Genomic DNA, 15,602 nt, shown 5'->3' on the forward strand with positions numbered 1-15,602 from the left:
CTACACGCCGAAGAAAGCCTTCACCACCACGCCCACCAGCATCAGGAAAACGCAGGAGCCCATCCAGCCCATCAGCGACTTCTGCACGTCCTGGTCTCCGGTGTTCCACTTGATGAAGACCCGCACACCGCCGACCAGCCCCACGATGGCGCCGATGACAATGATAAGGGTGCCGATGGGATCCACGTAGGTGGTCAGCTCAGAGGAAGCCGCATCGATGCCGGTCACTCCCTGCGCCATTGTCTGCTGCACCAAAGCCAGTAGTGCCGCTGCCATGAAAGAAAGTCTCTTTTTCATAAAGAAGTTGATTGAATAGAACTGGTTTAAAATATGGAACTGGAATATGATTTTGCTTCTTTCAGGAACTCCTCCAGCGGGATGCCCTGCCCCTCCACCCGTAGTGGTGGCTCCTGCTCTGGCACTATGCTGCCCTCCTCCTGCTCATAGGACTGCTCCTCGTCTTCGTCCTCATACAGATCGTCGGCATACTGGTCATCGTCCTCTGCTTCTTCCTGAGTCAGGCCATATCCCTGATCCTCCTCATCGGCAAGTTCTTCCATGTCATAGTGCACACCCGCATCAGCTGGCGCCAACTGTTTCCTCGACAGGAACAGGTCATAGAGGAAATTGAGCACGTAATAGACGACGTACGCTCCCATCACAACCCCTAAAAATGTACTCCATGCCATAACATGATTACTTAAAAATGAACAAATAGGGTTATATCACTTAAATTAATACGTATAAAGTATATTAAGATTTAATCTAATAGTCTATTGCTTCGCTTCTCCACCAACTCCTGAATGAGTTCCTTGTGTTTGCTGAAGAACTCCTGCAGCAGGTAGCTCACCAGCACATTGGATTTTATCTTTGCCTTCTTCTTGAGCAGCTCCAGCACTTCAGCGCTCTCCTCATCCACATAGACAGCCTTTTTATCAATCTCCATCTCTTTCCGAGCAGCTTCTAATACCTTGAAAAGCAGCACAAACCCTCCATTATTCAGTACTGTATCTATGTCCTGCGCTGGCTGGGTAGCAGAAATTCTCCCATTGCTTGGATGAGCGGCAACTAATGGCTGCTCCCGCTCGGTCACGACTTTCAAGGTGCCCGTTGGCCCAGCTGCTACAGGTGATTTCTCAGCACCCATTTTAGCTTTTATACTATCTAATAGTGAATTGCTCTTATTCATAACAGTACTATTAGATACGTTTAAAGTATAAATTAAATCACATATTCCTTATAAGTTTTAAATATTTAATTACATAAAAAGAAAAACCCCTCAGAATGACATCCTAAGGGGTTTCTAACCTTATTACATGGTATTTACCTAATATACCTATCGTATAAAAAGTCTAAGGATTCCTGCACTACTTCCCTCGCTTCCGAGCTAATGGACACGGTGTCGATTCGCTGCAGGGCTACCCGCTCCGCTATCTCCGGGGCTATCTCTCCGAAAGCAGCCAGCACCTCCCGGACCTTCTCCTTTGTTTCATACTTGATGGTTTTACTGAGCCTGGTCGGAAGAAAGACAATCTTGTTATCCGCGTTCAGGTGCCTGGCCACATGCGCAAACACATGCGAGGATTCAAACACGCTGCGCTCGTAGGCCATGGGGCAGATGATAAGGTCCGCGTCTTTGAGCACAGCCAGGATGCTGTCATCATCCAGCCTGCCGGGCATGTCGATGATAACCTGTGTATGTCCCTTGAGCGCATCCAGATCCGCGGCATACCTGGGGTAGTCCTCCAGGTCAAGCTTGAGCACCTCGTACAGCGGCTCGTTCTCATAAAGCTCCCGGTCACGCTCCCACTTGGAGTAAACGGTTTCCTGCTGGTCCATGTCGAAGATGACCACCTCCTCGTTTTTCTCCAGTGCCAGGTAGTTGGCCAGCAGCACGCAGGTGGTGGACTTGCCGACGCCGCCTTTCTGGTTTGCGATGACAATTTTCATATAGGGTCGATTAGCGTTTTAACTTCCGTTTGTTTTTCCTTTCCTGCGCTGCTGACCAGCCACTCTGGTGCAGGCCCTCGGCCAGGAGCTGGAGCAATTCCGTGACAGCGCCGTTTGAGCACTCCAGCTGGCGGCTGGCCTGCGGACTCAGCTCCCTGTCCATATCCAGCACAGGAGCGGTACCGTAGTCGGGGCGGCGGGTGGTCAGCTCACTTATCGGGTGTATGGCCTTCTCCCTTTTGTCAATAAGGTAATGCTGCCCCTCCAGCCTGGCAATACTCCAGCCATTGCTTTCCAGCATGTCAGGAAGCGCTTTGCCGTTGGCCAGCATGCTGTTTAGTCTGTCAGAGGCATACTCCCGCGCCTCCTCATCTTTCGGGCTGTTTACCTTCAGGCTGCCGGCGTGAAGGTGAAATACACGCTGCAGGATACGCGCCTCCGCCTGGCTGGTAATCGTCCACTGGCTGGCCTGCTCCCCGCGCTGGGCCTGTCGCTGGGCAGCTGACACCGGCCCGGCAGCGTGGAGCAGCTCGCTTAGCTTCATGACCTGCGAGCCTTTGAGCACCTGCTGTTTAGCGTGGTCGATGAGGGTGTAGCCGTAGGGGGTGTCTTTGCCCTTTGCCTGGTGAAACACCAGCTCCACCCCGAACCTGGTTTGCAGCAACGCCTTCAGCTCCTTTTCCTCAAGACCCGGCTTATACTTGGTGATGAGTGCTCTCAGCTGCTTAACCCTTGCCTCCGGAGCTGTGTACCTGGCTGCCTTTTCGGCAACTTCTGCTTTATCCAGTGCGCTCACTATCCTTCCGTACTTGATAAAGCAATAGCTGATGCCATCATCCTCCACCTTTACCCCCTGCCCCTCCAGCAGCAGCCTGAACTGGGCCGCTGTGGAGAAATTAAAACCAAGGGCCTTGTTTACATTTGACCGCATTTCCTCGCCTACATCCTGCTGCAGGACTTCCTTCATCGCTTGCTGGCTCCTGGTGCGCTCAAAGGAATCATCAATCTTGCGGCCCTCCGCATTCACGCGCGAGGAGACAAGGTGCACATGGTTGTTATTGGTGTCCGAGTGGAAGTAAATCAGGTACGGGTTCTCTCCGTAGCCCATCTTTTCCAGGTACTGCTGGGCAATGTCCTGCAGCTCGTAGGCGTCTTTCTCCCTGCCCTCGCAGGAGATGACCGCATGAAACTGCGGCTGCTTCACCGTCTGCCGGTTGTTGTCGGCCCTTGACCAGGTCTGCAGGTAACCCTTGTAGTCCATGTCTGCGATGCCGGAGGGACCCAGGTGGAGCAGGCTGAAATTCTCAGACGCCAGCAGCTGGGCCGTGCCTTTGGCTATCTTGGCCTCGTTGTATTGCACCCCTGAGAAGGTGGCGGCGGAGGAAAGTATCTTGACGATCATAGCCCGGTAAATGTAAGGGATACTCACAAAAGCGAATCCGTATGACGGAATCCGGAAAACGTATTGCGCATTTAGCGTACCGTGCGCAGGTAGGCGCGGATGGCTTTCACATACTCCTTCTCCACCTGCAGGAACTCCCGGAAGTGCTGGTTGTACTGGGCAAGCACCCTTCCCTCCACCATGTTGTTCTTCTCCAGGTAGTGCACATAGCGGGTTATCTGGTTGATGTTGGTACCTATCCGTTTCAGATCTCCTCCTGTTTTATCCAGGGCCCGGAACAGCTGCTTCGGGTTATGGACAGGCGCAGTATCTTCTGAGAGGAGCCGTACCCGCATGTACTCGCTCAAATCTTTGTACCCGGCAGCAGCGGCCCGCTGCTCCAGCGCCGTGCGCTCGTCTTCCGTCAGCCGCATGCTCGCCGTTTTAAGGCGCTTCTCCGCTGGCTTCATCGGCGGCCTGCCGCCTTTTGGCTTCCATTCCGGTGCCTGCTGCTGGTTCTCCATTTGGAACATTTATAAGATGATGAGTTGCGAATAATCTCCCCTAACTTTCCCTACGTGGAAAGCGAGGCAAGAGGTTTATGTGCAACATAAACACATCTTGCAAAGAAATCTCCGGAGGGGAGAAAGCCAAGTTAAAGAGAAAATAAAGGATAAACGGCGGCATGTTTAGAATAGCCGGAAAAGCTGTAATAATCCATGATTGGGGAAGACGGACACAGCCCCTCAAAGATGGATAGGTTGACCTACCCAACATACGCTGGGGTCAGCGCTCCAGACCGGGTAAATACTTTACATGCATCAGGTCTGCACGTGGTGCCAGCTATGCCGGCGCTACCTAGGCCCGGTGCTTATAAATTCTTCTGGGTGACCTGCTTCGACCACTTAATAGTTCATTTCTTGGCCACTTACCCAGCAATCCGCATGGCGCACTGTGTAATTTGTTTTGCGTCATGCACTATGCGCCACATGCATGTTTCTTTTGAAAAGCGGTTAGGGAATCGGTTAAACCGGACTACACATATTCGGGTAAACCCTTTCCTTAATCAACAATCCGCATTACACAATGCGTAATCTGCAATGCGTTTTCCGTATTCCGTAATGCGGATTACTTATAAAAAGTGGTTTTTGGGTCTGTATCTTTTTCCCCTCGCATTGCGCCGATGGGCTCCTTTTCTATTTTGTTGCTTAGCGGAAAATCGATTTTAAGCCCCTCTGAGTGCATCAATTCCTTACGAAGGTGAACTTCCCGTTTTTTTCGGAGCGCTTGCCAGCGTTGATCTGTGGCAGTCCTGTGGCCAGAATTCACGAGAAGTCCCATCAGTTCCCCTGTAGCTCATGAACCTGTGTCTCCTCCTATCAACTAAAAACTTAGTTGCCGCGCCCCGGTGCTCTTTTTCCCCTTTTGTTGTTTTTTGCTTTTCCCGCAGGAGTATTCTTCCTTTTGTAGGGGCTGTTGAACCCCTAAACGCTATGGCGCGGTAGCGCCCAACACAACTTTGTGTATTTATATATATTTGTTCTATTTGCAGGGGCTGTAAGTCCTGTGTCTATCAAGAAGTTACACGACTTTAAAACCACGTATTATAAGTTTGGAACCACTTTTTATAACTCAACGACCACTTTTTATAAGCTAAAAACCACTTTTTATAAGTTGTGCGACCACTTTTTATAAGCTAAAAACCACGTTTAAAAATAAGGGTGGTTTTTATGAGAGTGTTTTATATCTTTGGCTAAACCGTTCAAGCCATGGAAGCCTCTAAAGCCGTCGAAATCAGGCAGCACAACGCCATCACAGCTGCCCGCTATGATTACTCCTCCTGTCAGTTGGATATACTCTTCTGCCTGCTCTCTCACCTGAGGAAGGAGGATTCCCCGAACGTCTCCTACCGCATCAACATCGCGGATGTGGAAAGGCTGACCGGGCGCCAGTGGAATTACCAGCAGCTCCGGGAGGCCACAGCTGACATGGGCTCACGGATGTTCGAGGTGGAGAATGAGAAAGCCTATAAGCAGCTGTGGATGTTCCAGAAGGTAGAGTACATCAAAGGGCATGGTTGCCTGGAGATCGTGCTCTCTGAGTTCATCCGGCCCTACCTGTTTGAGCTGAAGGACAACTTCACCTCCTACCAGTTGCACTCGGCGCTGAAGCTCTCCAGCAAGTACGCCAAGCGCATCTACCAGCTGGCCAGCCAGTGGAAGGACATCGGCGAGACGAAGACCTACACCATCGAGGAGCTGAAGCTTATGCTCAAGCTCAAGGACCCTAAGGGGAAGTTTCCGGAGCAGTTCGAAAAGTTCAGCCAGTTCAAGGCGCGTGTGCTGGATATTGCCATGCGCCAGATTAACGAGCACACGGACCTCAGCATCAGCTACCACCTTATCAAGCAGGGGAAGGCATTCCACAGTATCCGCTTCTACATGAAGGCGCAGCTGCCTGACCAGCTGCCTATTCCCTTTGACCAGGCAGGCGAGGAGGTGCGCCACCAGAACGCCCGCCAGATACTCGATGACCTCGGCATCAAGGACAACAAGCTTCTTCAGGAGATCATGTCTGACAAAGGCCTGGTGGATGCTGTCTTTAAGTTCAGCTACGGCCTGAAAACAGGCAGGACAAAAGCAGACAAGAACCCAGGCGGCCTGCTGCTAAAAGTGCTGGGCATCCGTTAGCTTAAGGCGATAGTGACAAAAGGGGGAAAAGTGATCATGCCAGACCTGCCCTCGGCTGTGTTTCTTTCAAAAGGTGTTTAGGGAATCGGCTGAGCCGGACGACACCTCTTCGGGTAAGGCCCCCGCCTTCAACAACAATCCGCATTGCGTTTTCCGCAATCCGCAATGCTTATAATAAGTGGTCTTTGCGCGCCACTTTTCCTTTTTTCCCTTATGTTGTCTTTTGCCGTCACCTGGGGGGATGCTCTTACAAAGGCGTATGGGGTAGCCCGGGCAAGCTTCACCTGACTGCATCACCGAAAAAGCATTTTGGACGACAGGGTATTTTCTTCCTTTTATATAGAATTTCAAAATCCCGTATGTGATGCCCTTTTTCATAGGGCCAGGTGCCATCACCTGTTCCAGGATACAACAGCAGGGACAAAAGAGAAGAGTGCGTTTTGGGAAACAGGATAAAGGGGAACTGAGGTCTTTTTTCTGTATGTAACGCCCCTGTTCACCGGCCGCAACGCAGGACCGGCGTGTAAAAGCCACCCGTGTATGCGTTCAGGAAATGGGCGGGTGGGGGCATGAAAGGGCCTGCGGAGGCTGTTCGGGGTTTTGCCGCCGGCCTAAACCTCGGCCACCACCCCGGGTTACTCTGCCAGGTAATCCACCACCATGACCTCTGCCAGGAGAGGGTCCGCTGACTTGCTGAAAGCCTGGTGGTCCGGATGGGTCCCATAGGCGGCCAGGGCTTCCTCATCCCGCACCGTGACAATGAAACAGTGGGTGAATCCCCCGCTCTTTTTCTGGAGGGACACATCCGGGCCGCCCTCAAATGCGAGGATCTGGGGTACTTTCCCCTTCAAGTCGCGGAAGTCGCCCGTGACTTTCGCCATCTGCTCCGGGGTGACCCCCGGTTTGAATTTAAAAGCCACCACATGCCGGAGCCGCCCGGGTTTGGAATGCCCGGCGCTTGAAAGGAAGAAAGAGCAGATGCCCAGCAGCAGGGCCGCCAGAAGCGTCATCGTAAGGTTTTTCATGGGTCTATAAAATCAATGGTCTGAAGAGAGGAGGCCTCCTCTTCCCTACGGAAACAGAATGAGCTGGGCAGGCTGTGCCTGCGGGGGGCTGGCGGGCCGGCAGGAACGGACGGTGAGCACCAGCTTCACCACCACCCGCTTGTGGCGGTGCTCGCGGTAGCGGATGTCCAGCAGGCCCCTGTCGCGGATCGTCTTGATGGCCTGGTCCACCACCCGGGTCTTGAAGTCATAGTAGCGCTCATACTCGGCGTCCTTCTGCCTGTATTTGCGCACGCCAAGCACGACCTCCTTCAGCTCCTCCACGGAGATCTCCACCTTCCGCGCCTCCGCATAGGGCCGCAGAAACCAAAACAGCCGCTGGGGGTGGCTGTGGCGGAGCATGACCAGGTTGGCGATTTCCTTCAGGGAGAAGGTGGCGGTGAGCTCCTCCAGCTCCTGGCGGGCGTGTTCCGAGAAAAGCGCCAGGAGCTGGCCGCCTTCCTCCTGGCTGAAGGTCAGGTACTCGAATAGCGGGTAAAACCCCATGCTGCCGCGGTTGGGGCCAGGCTTGGTGAGCCGTTTTCCCGCCAGGCCGTGGAGGGCCTCCGAGAGCAGGGTGTAGTGCTGCGGGCTCGGGTTGGTGCCCAGGACCTCCTCCAGGCCCACCCGGATGGGCGGCAGCCGGTCATACCCGGCGAGCTGCTCCAGCAGGTGCGTGAAGACCTTCGCCTGGAGCGTGTCCATGCCGAAGTCAGAGTGGGCAAAGGCGTGATACGGAGGGGATTGACTGGCGGGGCTGGGGTTCATAGCAGGCGGAGGTTTGGATAACCCAAGATACGCAAAAGCCGCGAATTAGCCTGAAAAGTGAGAAAAAATGAGTGACACCCCTGCCTGGGAAAGAGGCAGGACGCAAAAACGCAAGCACTGGCAAGCGCGTTTGGTTAGCCTTGCGTTCTGAGCGTGAAGCAGCGTGTGCCCGGGGTTTAGTCCAGGCCGAATTTCTTCTTGAAGATCCCGTAGGCGTAGGCGGTTTTGTTCTCGATGGGGTGCCCCAGCTTGTTGAAATTGGTGTTCTCCACCTCGTAGCAGGCTTTGTTGATGTCGGTGAGGCTGCCGTTCTGCAGGATGCGCCGGATCTGGTGGTCGGTGAACCTGAACTTGGCCAGGCGGGCGTAGGCCATGGCCTGCCGCTCGGTGAGCTCCGGCGGCTCGGCCGGCCCTCCTTCCGGGGCGGGGCGCAGCCGCTTGCCCTTCAGGAGCGTGAACCTGATGGCAGTCACCTTGCGGCCCGTCTTGATGGGGGTGAACTCAAAGGGGATGTCGGTCTTGGCGATCTCGTGCTGCGCGGGCACCAGCACCCAGCGCCGGATATCGGAGTACTTGGGGTACAGGTTGTAGTGCACCTCCTTGCCCTTGCTCAGCTTTTGGGTGTAGTCCAGGCCGAGCTTGAAGCGGAACTCAGTGACGCTCATAATTCGGTAGCCCGCCTTGGGCGAATCGAACTGTTTCAGCAGCATGTAGATGCGGGAGGTATACGTGCTGGAGAAGCGGATGCACTGCTTCAGCTGCGCCTGGGTGAACTCCTTCCGGAGCTGCAGCAGGTGCGGCTTCATGTCGGGGTGCGGGGTGATCTTGACGATGCCCTGCTTCTTGTAATAGGTGGCGTCCGTGACCAGTTGGGCGTAGCGGGTGGTGTTGGGTCCCTCCTCCCACTCCACGACGTGGCTCATAAGGCTTTTGATGTTCTTGCTGACCTCCTCGTAGAGGTGGCTGCCGGATTTGAGGTCCGCCAGCTCGATGATGTCCTGCACCCGGATGAAGTAGTCCTTGAACTCGGTGTCGCCCTCCTCGATGCAGGAGAGCATGGCGAAGAACAGGCGCCACTCGATGTAGTTGAGGTGGAACTGCCCGTTTAGCAGGAAGTTAGACAGGGCTACCTGTGCGTCGCCCCGCAGCTGGATCGGCGTGGCGTGGGCCGGGATCATTATCCCTTCGGGGCCGGAGGGGAACATCGAGAGCTGGTCGTCCATGTAATCTAAGGTAGGCGCCTGCGGCCGCATTCGCAAGGGTCACTCAGTATCTCTCATACTTGGGCCCCGGTGCCCGGTGGCGGTTCTGCGAACCTCGTTTCTTTCGTTTTGGCCTTCTGCAGACTTATCCACAGGTTGCGAGGCTTTCCTAAGCCACATAAAAGATACGTATATTTTATATACCTATTTTAAATACATTATATAGAGTGGGTTAGGCAACTAGGAGAACCGCTGAGTGAAATGGGCCTTAAAGGCGAGAACTGCTCAGTGGCCGAGGATGAGAAGTACGCAGTGAGGGTGAGAACTGCTCAGTGGCGCCCAAAGGTGAGAACTGCTGAGTCGGGGAAGGTGCGAGGAGGGGCCGTTTTGCTGTTTCTTCCTCCTGGGGTTCAACGGGCCCCTGAAGGCTCAGTATCTCTCATAGTTCGTCTGCTGGCCTGCCCCGCCGGGTGTCACTCCCAATTCGCCGTGGCCTTCCGTCGGCTCAGTATCTCTCATAGTTCGTCTCCTGGCCCGCGCCGCTTAGTATCTCTCACTTTTACGGCCAGGCCGGGGGAAGCCGTAGCGGCGCTTGCTCTGCGCATGGGCCTGTCTAAGCTGCTCCACGAGTTCCTGCTCCTTCTGCCCCCTTCTGCTCGCGGGATGTCTGAGCCAGTGATGGTACCCGCTCACGCTCACCTGGGGTACTTTACACATTTTCTCTACGGGAAACTGGCTCCGGTGCTCCTTTATGAACCCGTATACTGCCCGTCTCCCCTGGAGAAGGTGCTCACCGCCTTTCTTAGGGTATCACGTTTCAGCTGCGCCTCTTTCAGCTTCTTCTGTAGCCGGTTTATCTCCCTTTGCTGGTCTGCCAGCCCTTCTGTGGGCCGGGCTGGTGAGTTGTCCTACTGCCCCGGCTTGCTCAGCCGGCCGGGATCGGTGCCCGGTTCGTCTGCCACCTCTTTTACCGAACCCCTGGCATAGGAGAGGCCAAGGGCCATCCGCTTGGAGGAGGCGTCAATTTCTTGCCGTTCCATGATAGTTAAATGCAGTGCTTGAAATAATCCTGCCTGCTAAAAGCCTCCAGTCAAAGTCAATTTAGCAAGTTCACTGCAGGTGCTCAACGGCTCGGGGGTGCATGCCGGGGGGAACGGCTTCTAACGTCCCTTTTAAGCCCGTCCTTCCCCTCGGCGGCTCGCCTTCGCTCAGAAGTGTGTTCTGCCCCCTGCTCCCTGTAGCCGCCGAAAGCCGGGCGGGGCCTTTACCGCGGCTGCCCCCATGGGAGAAGTGTCTGGCGCCCCTCCCCTTCCTGCTTTACCCCTGCCAGGGCCTGTCTGTCACCCGGATGGCGTCTGGGCGATTCCGAAACGGGCGGCCCCCTGTCCCGTCCTTTCAGCTACCTATTCGCTGCCTGGCAGAAGCAGGCAAGTGGCGTAAGCGCCTCCTGCGGTGCTGCCGTACAACGAGGCAGTCGTTCTGTTTTACTGTCATACAGTAAGAATGTGTAACAGTCATCCGATCCTGCGGAATGACCGTTGCACCGGCTGGCAAGGGGGGCGCTTCCCATGACCGAAGCCGCCGGTAGGACTGGGCTGGGTTGGGTTGGGCGTGCCGGTCCAAGGCCAGTCCTGGAAAGGCTGCGACAGCTTCCCTCCTACCCCATCGCCACAGGGAGCACGGCCCGGAACCATGGACAGGAGCCTCCGGCAGGGCATGGTTGTCATACAGTAAGACATTCTTTCCTTCGTACCATTGTGCGGCAAAGGGGTTTTACTAAATTGCGGTCATAAACCATTTCTGTAAAAACGCATGACAAAGGTGATCACCATCGCGCAGAACAAGGGGGGGGTTGGCAAGTCCACCACTGCGGCTAATCTGGGGGCGGGCCTGGCCCGTCAGGGGAAAAAAGTGCTGCTCATTGACATGGATGCCCAGGCGAACCTGAGCGCCTGCTTTACCTATGACAGCCCGTGCCACATCGGCCAGGTCCTGACGGGGGCCGTGAGCGTGGAGGAGGCCGTCACGCCCGTTGCCGAGCGGCTGGACCTCATCCCGTCGGTGAAGACGCTCCTGGAGTTCGAGGAGGCCATCGCCGGGAAGCCGCGCCGCGAGGACATCCTCCGCAAGGCCGTGAAGAAGTATGTCACCGGGCGCTATGACTACGTGCTGATCGACACCCCGCCCCACCTGGGCCTGATGACCTACAACGCCCTGTACGCCTCGGACTATTACATCATGCCGATGCAGTCGGAGTTCTTCAGCTATGACGGGATCGACACGCTGATCGGGCACTGCAACAGCATTGCCGAAGACACGGGGCTGGAGTTGGGCGGCATTGTGCTGACCCGCTACAACGAGAAGAAAAGGGGCATGGCGCTCCAGGCGATCGCCAACGCCATCAAGAGCGACCCGGACTACAGGACTTTCCGGTCCTACATCCGCGAGAACAACAAGCTGTTTGAGGCGCAGCTCAAGCACAAAGACATCTTTTCCTATGACCCCGACTGCAACGGGGCGGAGGATTACCATAAACTAACCCTAGAATTGATTGAACGCTATGGCTAAGAACGATTTCGCAGACGACCTGAAGGCGAAGAACAAACCGAAGACCGTGGAGTACCACTACCGTAAAAAAGGGAAGAACGGCAGGAAGAAGGACGTCGTCACCTACTCCATTCACCCCATGCTGGCCGACAAGATCGAGCGCTGGGCCTACCATGCCCGCAAGGACCGGTCTGAGATCGTGGAGGCCATCCTGCAGGAGGCCCTGAAGGAGCGGGATTTCGAACCCATCCCGGAGGACCGCCCGCTGGAATTATAGGGTTACCGCCTTGCCTGCATACCGTCCTGCTGTCATAATATATTTCCGTATGACAGCAGGACGGTATTTCCTTTCCCGCCTGATGCTGCGTGCCACGAAAGCGGGCGCTCTGCCGCCGGCACGCGAAGTCGGCTCTATCAGGCCAGGGGTACAGCCTGTATGACAGCAGGACAAGGGAGCAGTCTTATTGTATGGGTGCCTTACGGTATGACGGTAAGATTTTATTAACGCAATGCCGTAAGCGAATCGTACGCCGGTACGGCTGCACCTCCTCCACAATGGCGGTCACACAGGACACCTTTCCATGTGCTGCTGGCGCAAGGGCACCGCTCATGCGCCTCTTTTCTCAGCCGGCGCCAAGTCCCCCGTTGCCTTGCTATTTGCCGCAGTTCCGTAAGACAATAGCACGGAATTGCTGTTTTATTTAATTACTGTATGACAGACGTGCGGTCGTGCTTATTCCAGGTGCTCGCTTAGGGGGCCGCCTGTTTTAGCTGTAGCAGGGGCAGTGCGGCTATCTTTGGCTGAGGTCCTGGCGTCAGGGCTGCCCGGAAAGCAACAGCAGGGTCGTTCCTGCAACAACCGTATGGCATAGCAGCCATAGCACCTAATAGACAGCTGTATTACCTCCGTGCGGTAAAATGTATTTATTGTAAGCTCGTATAACAGTAAGACATTATGATCGCCTTACTGTTATACTGCCGGGCTATGAGACAGCCATCATGTAAGTGTGCAAGACGGTACGACTGTCCTAAGCTCCTGAAGGCTAGTTATCGCCTCCACAGGGACTTTTTGCCCTTGCACCGACTTGCCTGTTTCGCCAAAAGCACGACCGCCATCCGGGAAGGCTTTTGGCAAAAGCCAGGTAGGGTAGGAGTCCGGTAAACCACCTTGGCCCGTGCCTTTTCCTTTTCCTTTGGTTCCTGGCTTGGGAAGCAGCGGCATGGGGCATGGCAATTCTCCCGAACTGCAGGAGTGCCCCCATGGCGGACGGCGCCATTGCTTCAGAAAGTTGTTTTCCCAGGCCGGCGTTCAAACAGGGGCAGGTCTGTCATCAGGGCGTTGCAACAGCCTTGGGATACCCTGGAGGTGCTGGTGCGGGATGAGGAGGTAACAGGGGAGAGGAAGGCGTCCGCGCCTCGGAGCCGGGTCCCCTCAGAAGCGGGAGGGTTGGAGGGGGAAGCCAGGCCGGGGCGCACAAAGGCTTTCCCCTCTTTCCAAATAAAAGCGCTTTACCGGCTACGTATAGGAAGCAATTTCCATGTAAGGGAGGCTGCAAACGAAAATGCGTCAAAGGCAACGCTCCTAATCCGCTGACAACGATTGATTTACAGCCCCGGGCATACCTCGAATCTGTTTCTGATCCTCAAGGCGTACCCAAGGTTGTCCTCCTGCCTGTTACCGAAACTACCCGCTATTTTATACACGCCCTGTGCATCGGGCGTGTACATGAGAATGTAATGCGGGCCGGATTTGATTATCCTGGGCGCTAATATCAACCCGCTTGCCGTGTTCCTGCAGGTAACCTGGGAAAAATCAAACGCCGAGCTTCCGGAGTGGAATCCTGCCGTGCTGACCGTGAGAAAAACAGTGTCCCCTGGTTGATTCCGGCACTTACCCAGGTAGGAGGGGACTCTCCAGGAAGCCAGTTCAACAGGCCCTTGGAATTGCAACGTTCTACCGGAGACTCTCTCAGGCAGCAACCGCTGTAAAGAAATACAGCACCCTGTGCTGACCAGGCATTTGTGACCGTCTTTAGCCGCTTATGCTTTGGGTAAGCGGTAGCGGGTCGCCGGTATTTGTGGCTATTTCATCTAAAACTTTATGCAGTGCAGCGCCTTTTGTTTAATTTATCATATGATTGACACAAAAAAGGTCTTACTGCTGCTGTTGTGCACTTCCATGCTGGGGCTTTCCGGCGCTTCAGAGGGAGTGGCGCAGGGGAAAGAGCCAAAGCCGAACGTGCTGCTAATATTAACAGATGACCAGGGCTGGGGGGATGTAGGCTCTCATGGAAATAAGCTCCTGGAAACGCCCCATCTGGACAGGCTGGCCAAAGGTTCAACGGAGCTCGAAAGATTTTACGTGTCACCTGTCTGCGCGCCCAGCAGGGCCAGTCTGCTCACAGGGCGATATAACCTTAGAACCGGCACAAGCTGGGTAACCCATCGCAAGGAGGTGATGAGAAGCCAGGAAGTCACCATCGCAGAACTCCTGGGTTCCCACAACTACAGAACGGGCTACTATGGAAAATGGCATAACGGCCACCAGTACCCCACGGACCCGATAGGGCAGGGGTTTGAGCAGTTCTTCGGATTTAAGGAAGGGCATTTGAACAACTACTTCGATACCCGCCTGACACATAATTTTCAGGAGGTGGAGACAAGCGGGTATGTCCCGGACTTGCTGGCTGACAGCGCGATCTCATTTATCCGGAAGAAAGGGCCTTTTTTCTGCTACCTGGCATTCAATACGCCCCATAGCCCTTTTCAGGTGCCGGAGGCGTATTTTAAGAAATACAAGGCCAAAGGGCTCGACGATAAAAATGCAGCGGTCTATGCCATGGTGGAGAACATCGACATGAATGTGGGGAGAATCCTGCAGGCTCTCCGGGAATCCGGGAAGGAGCAGGAGACCATCGTGATCTTTCTTTCCGACAACGGCCCCAACGGACAGCGCTACAACGGAGGTTTGAAAGGCATCAAGGCCTCTGTGGACGAAGGGGGGGTGCGGGTGCCTTTCTTTATCCGGTACCCGGCAGGTGGCATAGAAAGCGGGCGGGTTCGCCGGCAGTTTGGGGCACACATCGACATTCTGCCAACCATCGCCGAGCTGACCGGTATCAAGGTGCCTGATAGCCTGCAAATAGACGGCAGAAGCCTGTTGCCCATCATCAAAGGAAAGGGGATTGCCTATCCGGGACGGGCGTTCTATACCCACCATGTTATCCGGGAGCTCGGTGCCATACCGGGTGCGGTAAGAACACACCAATACCTGCTTACGCTGATGCCGGAGGACACCTCCTTCTATGACCTCCTAAAGGACCCATCCCAGGAGCATGACCTGGTGGACCGGCATCCGGAGCTGGTCAGCGAGTACATCCGGAAGTACCGGGAATGGTTCGGCGAGGTAACCGGCAATGGGGTAGAGCCGCCCCTGGTCCAGCTGGGAGGTTCCCCGGCCCCGCTCACCTGGCTTCCGGCACCCGAGGCAAGCCTTTATGGGCAGGTGGCGTTTAAGGGAGGAGAAGGCTGGGCGAACGACTGGCTGGTTAACTGGAATGATGCTTCCGATTCAGCCGTATGGGAGGTGGTGGCGAAGCGCCCGACACAATACAGGATCAGCATGCAGCTCTCATTGGAAAAGCCGCTTGTGATGGCCCTGGAGCTGGATGGCAAGACCTACTATAAAAAGATTGAAGGTCCGCGACAGGCGGTGCAGGTCCTTAATAAAGATCGTGTCCCAAGAGGCGAAGTGGAGGAAATGCAGTGGCCTGAAGTAGTGCTCGCGACCGTTCATATGCCGGCAGGTGTTCACCGGCTGAAAATAAGCCCGGCAGGGGAGGTGAAAGGGGAGCTGGCTATCAAAGCACTGAAATTAACAAAGCTGTAAGGGATGGAGATTCGAATGATTTCTAATATATCCAGGTCGAAAAGCTTCCTGAGGCTGTTCTTTTTTGGATCCTGCTGCCTGGCATTCATTGCCGACAGAGGCAATGAATGCCAGACACGCGGCCAGAACGCG

Annotated in this window: 16 protein-coding genes; 5 read left to right on the plus strand and 11 right to left on the minus strand. The window is 55.0% G+C overall.

Annotated features, from left to right (window positions below; genetic code table 11):
• From ABD920_RS09580 to ABD920_RS09605, 6 genes are all read right to left on the minus strand, one after another.
• A complete protein-coding gene (locus ABD920_RS09580; protein ID WP_345158592.1) occupies nucleotides 1-297 on the minus strand; it encodes a DUF4134 domain-containing protein in 297 nt (98 codons plus the stop codon).
• 26 nt (nucleotides 298-323) lie between these two features.
• Nucleotides 324-689: a hypothetical protein gene (locus ABD920_RS09585; RefSeq protein WP_345158593.1), complete on the minus strand. Its 366-nt coding sequence runs from the start codon at nucleotides 687-689 to the stop codon at nucleotides 324-326.
• A gap of 71 nt (nucleotides 690-760) precedes the next feature.
• Complete coding sequence (locus ABD920_RS09590; RefSeq protein WP_345158594.1) at nucleotides 761-1,189, minus strand: hypothetical protein; 429 nt, start codon at nucleotides 1,187-1,189, stop codon at nucleotides 761-763.
• A 134-nt stretch (nucleotides 1,190-1,323) separates the two neighbouring features.
• Nucleotides 1,324-1,950 carry a ParA family protein gene (locus ABD920_RS09595; protein WP_345158596.1) on the minus strand — a complete coding sequence of 209 codons (627 nt, stop codon included), beginning with the start codon at nucleotides 1,948-1,950 and terminating at the stop codon, nucleotides 1,324-1,326.
• A gap of 10 nt (nucleotides 1,951-1,960) precedes the next feature.
• On the minus strand, nucleotides 1,961-3,352 hold the full coding sequence (locus tag ABD920_RS09600) for a relaxase/mobilization nuclease domain-containing protein (protein WP_345158598.1): 1,392 nt from the start codon (nucleotides 3,350-3,352) through the stop codon (nucleotides 1,961-1,963).
• Between the two features lie 71 nt (nucleotides 3,353-3,423).
• Nucleotides 3,424-3,855 carry a plasmid mobilization protein gene (locus ABD920_RS09605; protein ID WP_345158600.1) on the minus strand — a complete coding sequence of 144 codons (432 nt, stop codon included), beginning with the start codon at nucleotides 3,853-3,855 and terminating at the stop codon, nucleotides 3,424-3,426.
• Nucleotides 3,856-5,100: 1,245 nt separating this feature from the next.
• Here ABD920_RS09605 and ABD920_RS09610 point away from each other — a divergent pair.
• Nucleotides 5,101-6,021: a replication initiation protein gene (locus ABD920_RS09610; RefSeq protein WP_345158602.1), complete on the plus strand. Its 921-nt coding sequence runs from the start codon at nucleotides 5,101-5,103 to the stop codon at nucleotides 6,019-6,021.
• A 635-nt stretch (nucleotides 6,022-6,656) separates the two neighbouring features.
• Here ABD920_RS09610 and ABD920_RS09615 read toward each other — a convergent pair.
• From ABD920_RS09615 to ABD920_RS09635, 5 genes are all read right to left on the minus strand, one after another.
• Nucleotides 6,657-7,046, minus strand: a complete 390-nt coding sequence (locus ABD920_RS09615) for a Dabb family protein (protein ID WP_345158604.1) — start codon at nucleotides 7,044-7,046, stop codon at nucleotides 6,657-6,659.
• Nucleotides 7,047-7,091: 45 nt separating this feature from the next.
• Nucleotides 7,092-7,832 carry a replication initiation protein gene (locus ABD920_RS09620; protein WP_345158606.1) on the minus strand — a complete coding sequence of 247 codons (741 nt, stop codon included), beginning with the start codon at nucleotides 7,830-7,832 and terminating at the stop codon, nucleotides 7,092-7,094.
• 176 nt (nucleotides 7,833-8,008) lie between these two features.
• Nucleotides 8,009-9,055 carry a replication initiation protein gene (locus ABD920_RS09625; protein WP_345158608.1) on the minus strand — a complete coding sequence of 349 codons (1,047 nt, stop codon included), beginning with the start codon at nucleotides 9,053-9,055 and terminating at the stop codon, nucleotides 8,009-8,011.
• Between the two features lie 522 nt (nucleotides 9,056-9,577).
• Entirely contained in the window at nucleotides 9,578-9,751 is a 174-nt protein-coding gene (locus tag ABD920_RS09630; protein WP_345158609.1) for a hypothetical protein, read from the minus strand.
• 191 nt (nucleotides 9,752-9,942) lie between these two features.
• The gene (locus ABD920_RS09635; RefSeq protein WP_345158611.1) at nucleotides 9,943-10,074 is read right to left on the minus strand and encodes a hypothetical protein; all 132 of its coding nucleotides are present in this window, start codon (nucleotides 10,072-10,074) and stop codon (nucleotides 9,943-9,945) included.
• 772 nt (nucleotides 10,075-10,846) lie between these two features.
• On the opposite strand from ABD920_RS09635, the gene ABD920_RS09640 reads away from it, so the two are divergent.
• From ABD920_RS09640 to ABD920_RS09655, 4 genes are all read left to right on the plus strand, one after another.
• Nucleotides 10,847-11,602 (plus strand): ParA family protein, encoded by a 756-nt coding sequence (locus tag ABD920_RS09640; protein ID WP_345158613.1) that lies wholly within the window; start codon nucleotides 10,847-10,849, stop codon nucleotides 11,600-11,602.
• Nucleotides 11,595-11,858, plus strand: coding sequence for a hypothetical protein (locus ABD920_RS09645; RefSeq protein ID WP_345158615.1), 264 nt, complete (start codon nucleotides 11,595-11,597; stop codon nucleotides 11,856-11,858). Before ABD920_RS09640 ends, ABD920_RS09645 begins: the two co-directional genes overlap by 8 nt.
• A gap of 1,473 nt (nucleotides 11,859-13,331) precedes the next feature.
• Nucleotides 13,332-13,463 (plus strand): hypothetical protein, encoded by a 132-nt coding sequence (locus ABD920_RS09650; RefSeq protein ID WP_345158616.1) that lies wholly within the window; start codon nucleotides 13,332-13,334, stop codon nucleotides 13,461-13,463.
• Between the two features lie 252 nt (nucleotides 13,464-13,715).
• Complete coding sequence (locus tag ABD920_RS09655) at nucleotides 13,716-15,470, plus strand: arylsulfatase (protein ID WP_345158618.1); 1,755 nt, start codon at nucleotides 13,716-13,718, stop codon at nucleotides 15,468-15,470.
• Nucleotides 15,471-15,602: the final 132 nt, after the last annotated feature.

The sequence above is a fragment of the Pontibacter saemangeumensis genome (assembly GCF_039541895.1).
Taxonomy (GTDB): domain Bacteria; phylum Bacteroidota; class Bacteroidia; order Cytophagales; family Hymenobacteraceae; genus Pontibacter; species Pontibacter saemangeumensis.

Excerpts from the sequence above, each read along its gene's own strand:
- ABD920_RS09580 (WP_345158592.1), bottom strand. The coding sequence starts at position 297 with ATGAAAAAGAGACTTTCTTTCATGGCAGCGGCACTACTGGCTTTGGTG.
- ABD920_RS09585 (WP_345158593.1), bottom strand. The coding sequence starts at position 689 with ATGGCATGGAGTACATTTTTAGGGGTTGTGATGGGAGCGTACGTCGTC.
- ABD920_RS09590 (WP_345158594.1), bottom strand. The coding sequence starts at position 1,189 with ATGAATAAGAGCAATTCACTATTAGATAGTATAAAAGCTAAAATGGGT.
- ABD920_RS09595 (WP_345158596.1), bottom strand. The coding sequence starts at position 1,950 with ATGAAAATTGTCATCGCAAACCAGAAAGGCGGCGTCGGCAAGTCCACC.
- ABD920_RS09600 (WP_345158598.1), bottom strand. The coding sequence starts at position 3,352 with ATGATCGTCAAGATACTTTCCTCCGCCGCCACCTTCTCAGGGGTGCAA.
- ABD920_RS09605 (WP_345158600.1), bottom strand. The coding sequence starts at position 3,855 with ATGGAGAACCAGCAGCAGGCACCGGAATGGAAGCCAAAAGGCGGCAGG.
- ABD920_RS09610 (WP_345158602.1), top strand. The coding sequence starts at position 5,101 with ATGGAAGCCTCTAAAGCCGTCGAAATCAGGCAGCACAACGCCATCACA.
- ABD920_RS09615 (WP_345158604.1), bottom strand. The coding sequence starts at position 7,046 with ATGAAAAACCTTACGATGACGCTTCTGGCGGCCCTGCTGCTGGGCATC.
- ABD920_RS09620 (WP_345158606.1), bottom strand. The coding sequence starts at position 7,832 with ATGAACCCCAGCCCCGCCAGTCAATCCCCTCCGTATCACGCCTTTGCC.
- ABD920_RS09625 (WP_345158608.1), bottom strand. The coding sequence starts at position 9,055 with ATGGACGACCAGCTCTCGATGTTCCCCTCCGGCCCCGAAGGGATAATG.
- ABD920_RS09630 (WP_345158609.1), bottom strand. The coding sequence starts at position 9,751 with ATGTGTAAAGTACCCCAGGTGAGCGTGAGCGGGTACCATCACTGGCTC.
- ABD920_RS09635 (WP_345158611.1), bottom strand. The coding sequence starts at position 10,074 with ATGGAACGGCAAGAAATTGACGCCTCCTCCAAGCGGATGGCCCTTGGC.
- ABD920_RS09640 (WP_345158613.1), top strand. The coding sequence starts at position 10,847 with ATGACAAAGGTGATCACCATCGCGCAGAACAAGGGGGGGGTTGGCAAG.
- ABD920_RS09645 (WP_345158615.1), top strand. The coding sequence starts at position 11,595 with ATGGCTAAGAACGATTTCGCAGACGACCTGAAGGCGAAGAACAAACCG.
- ABD920_RS09655 (WP_345158618.1), top strand. The coding sequence starts at position 13,716 with ATGATTGACACAAAAAAGGTCTTACTGCTGCTGTTGTGCACTTCCATG.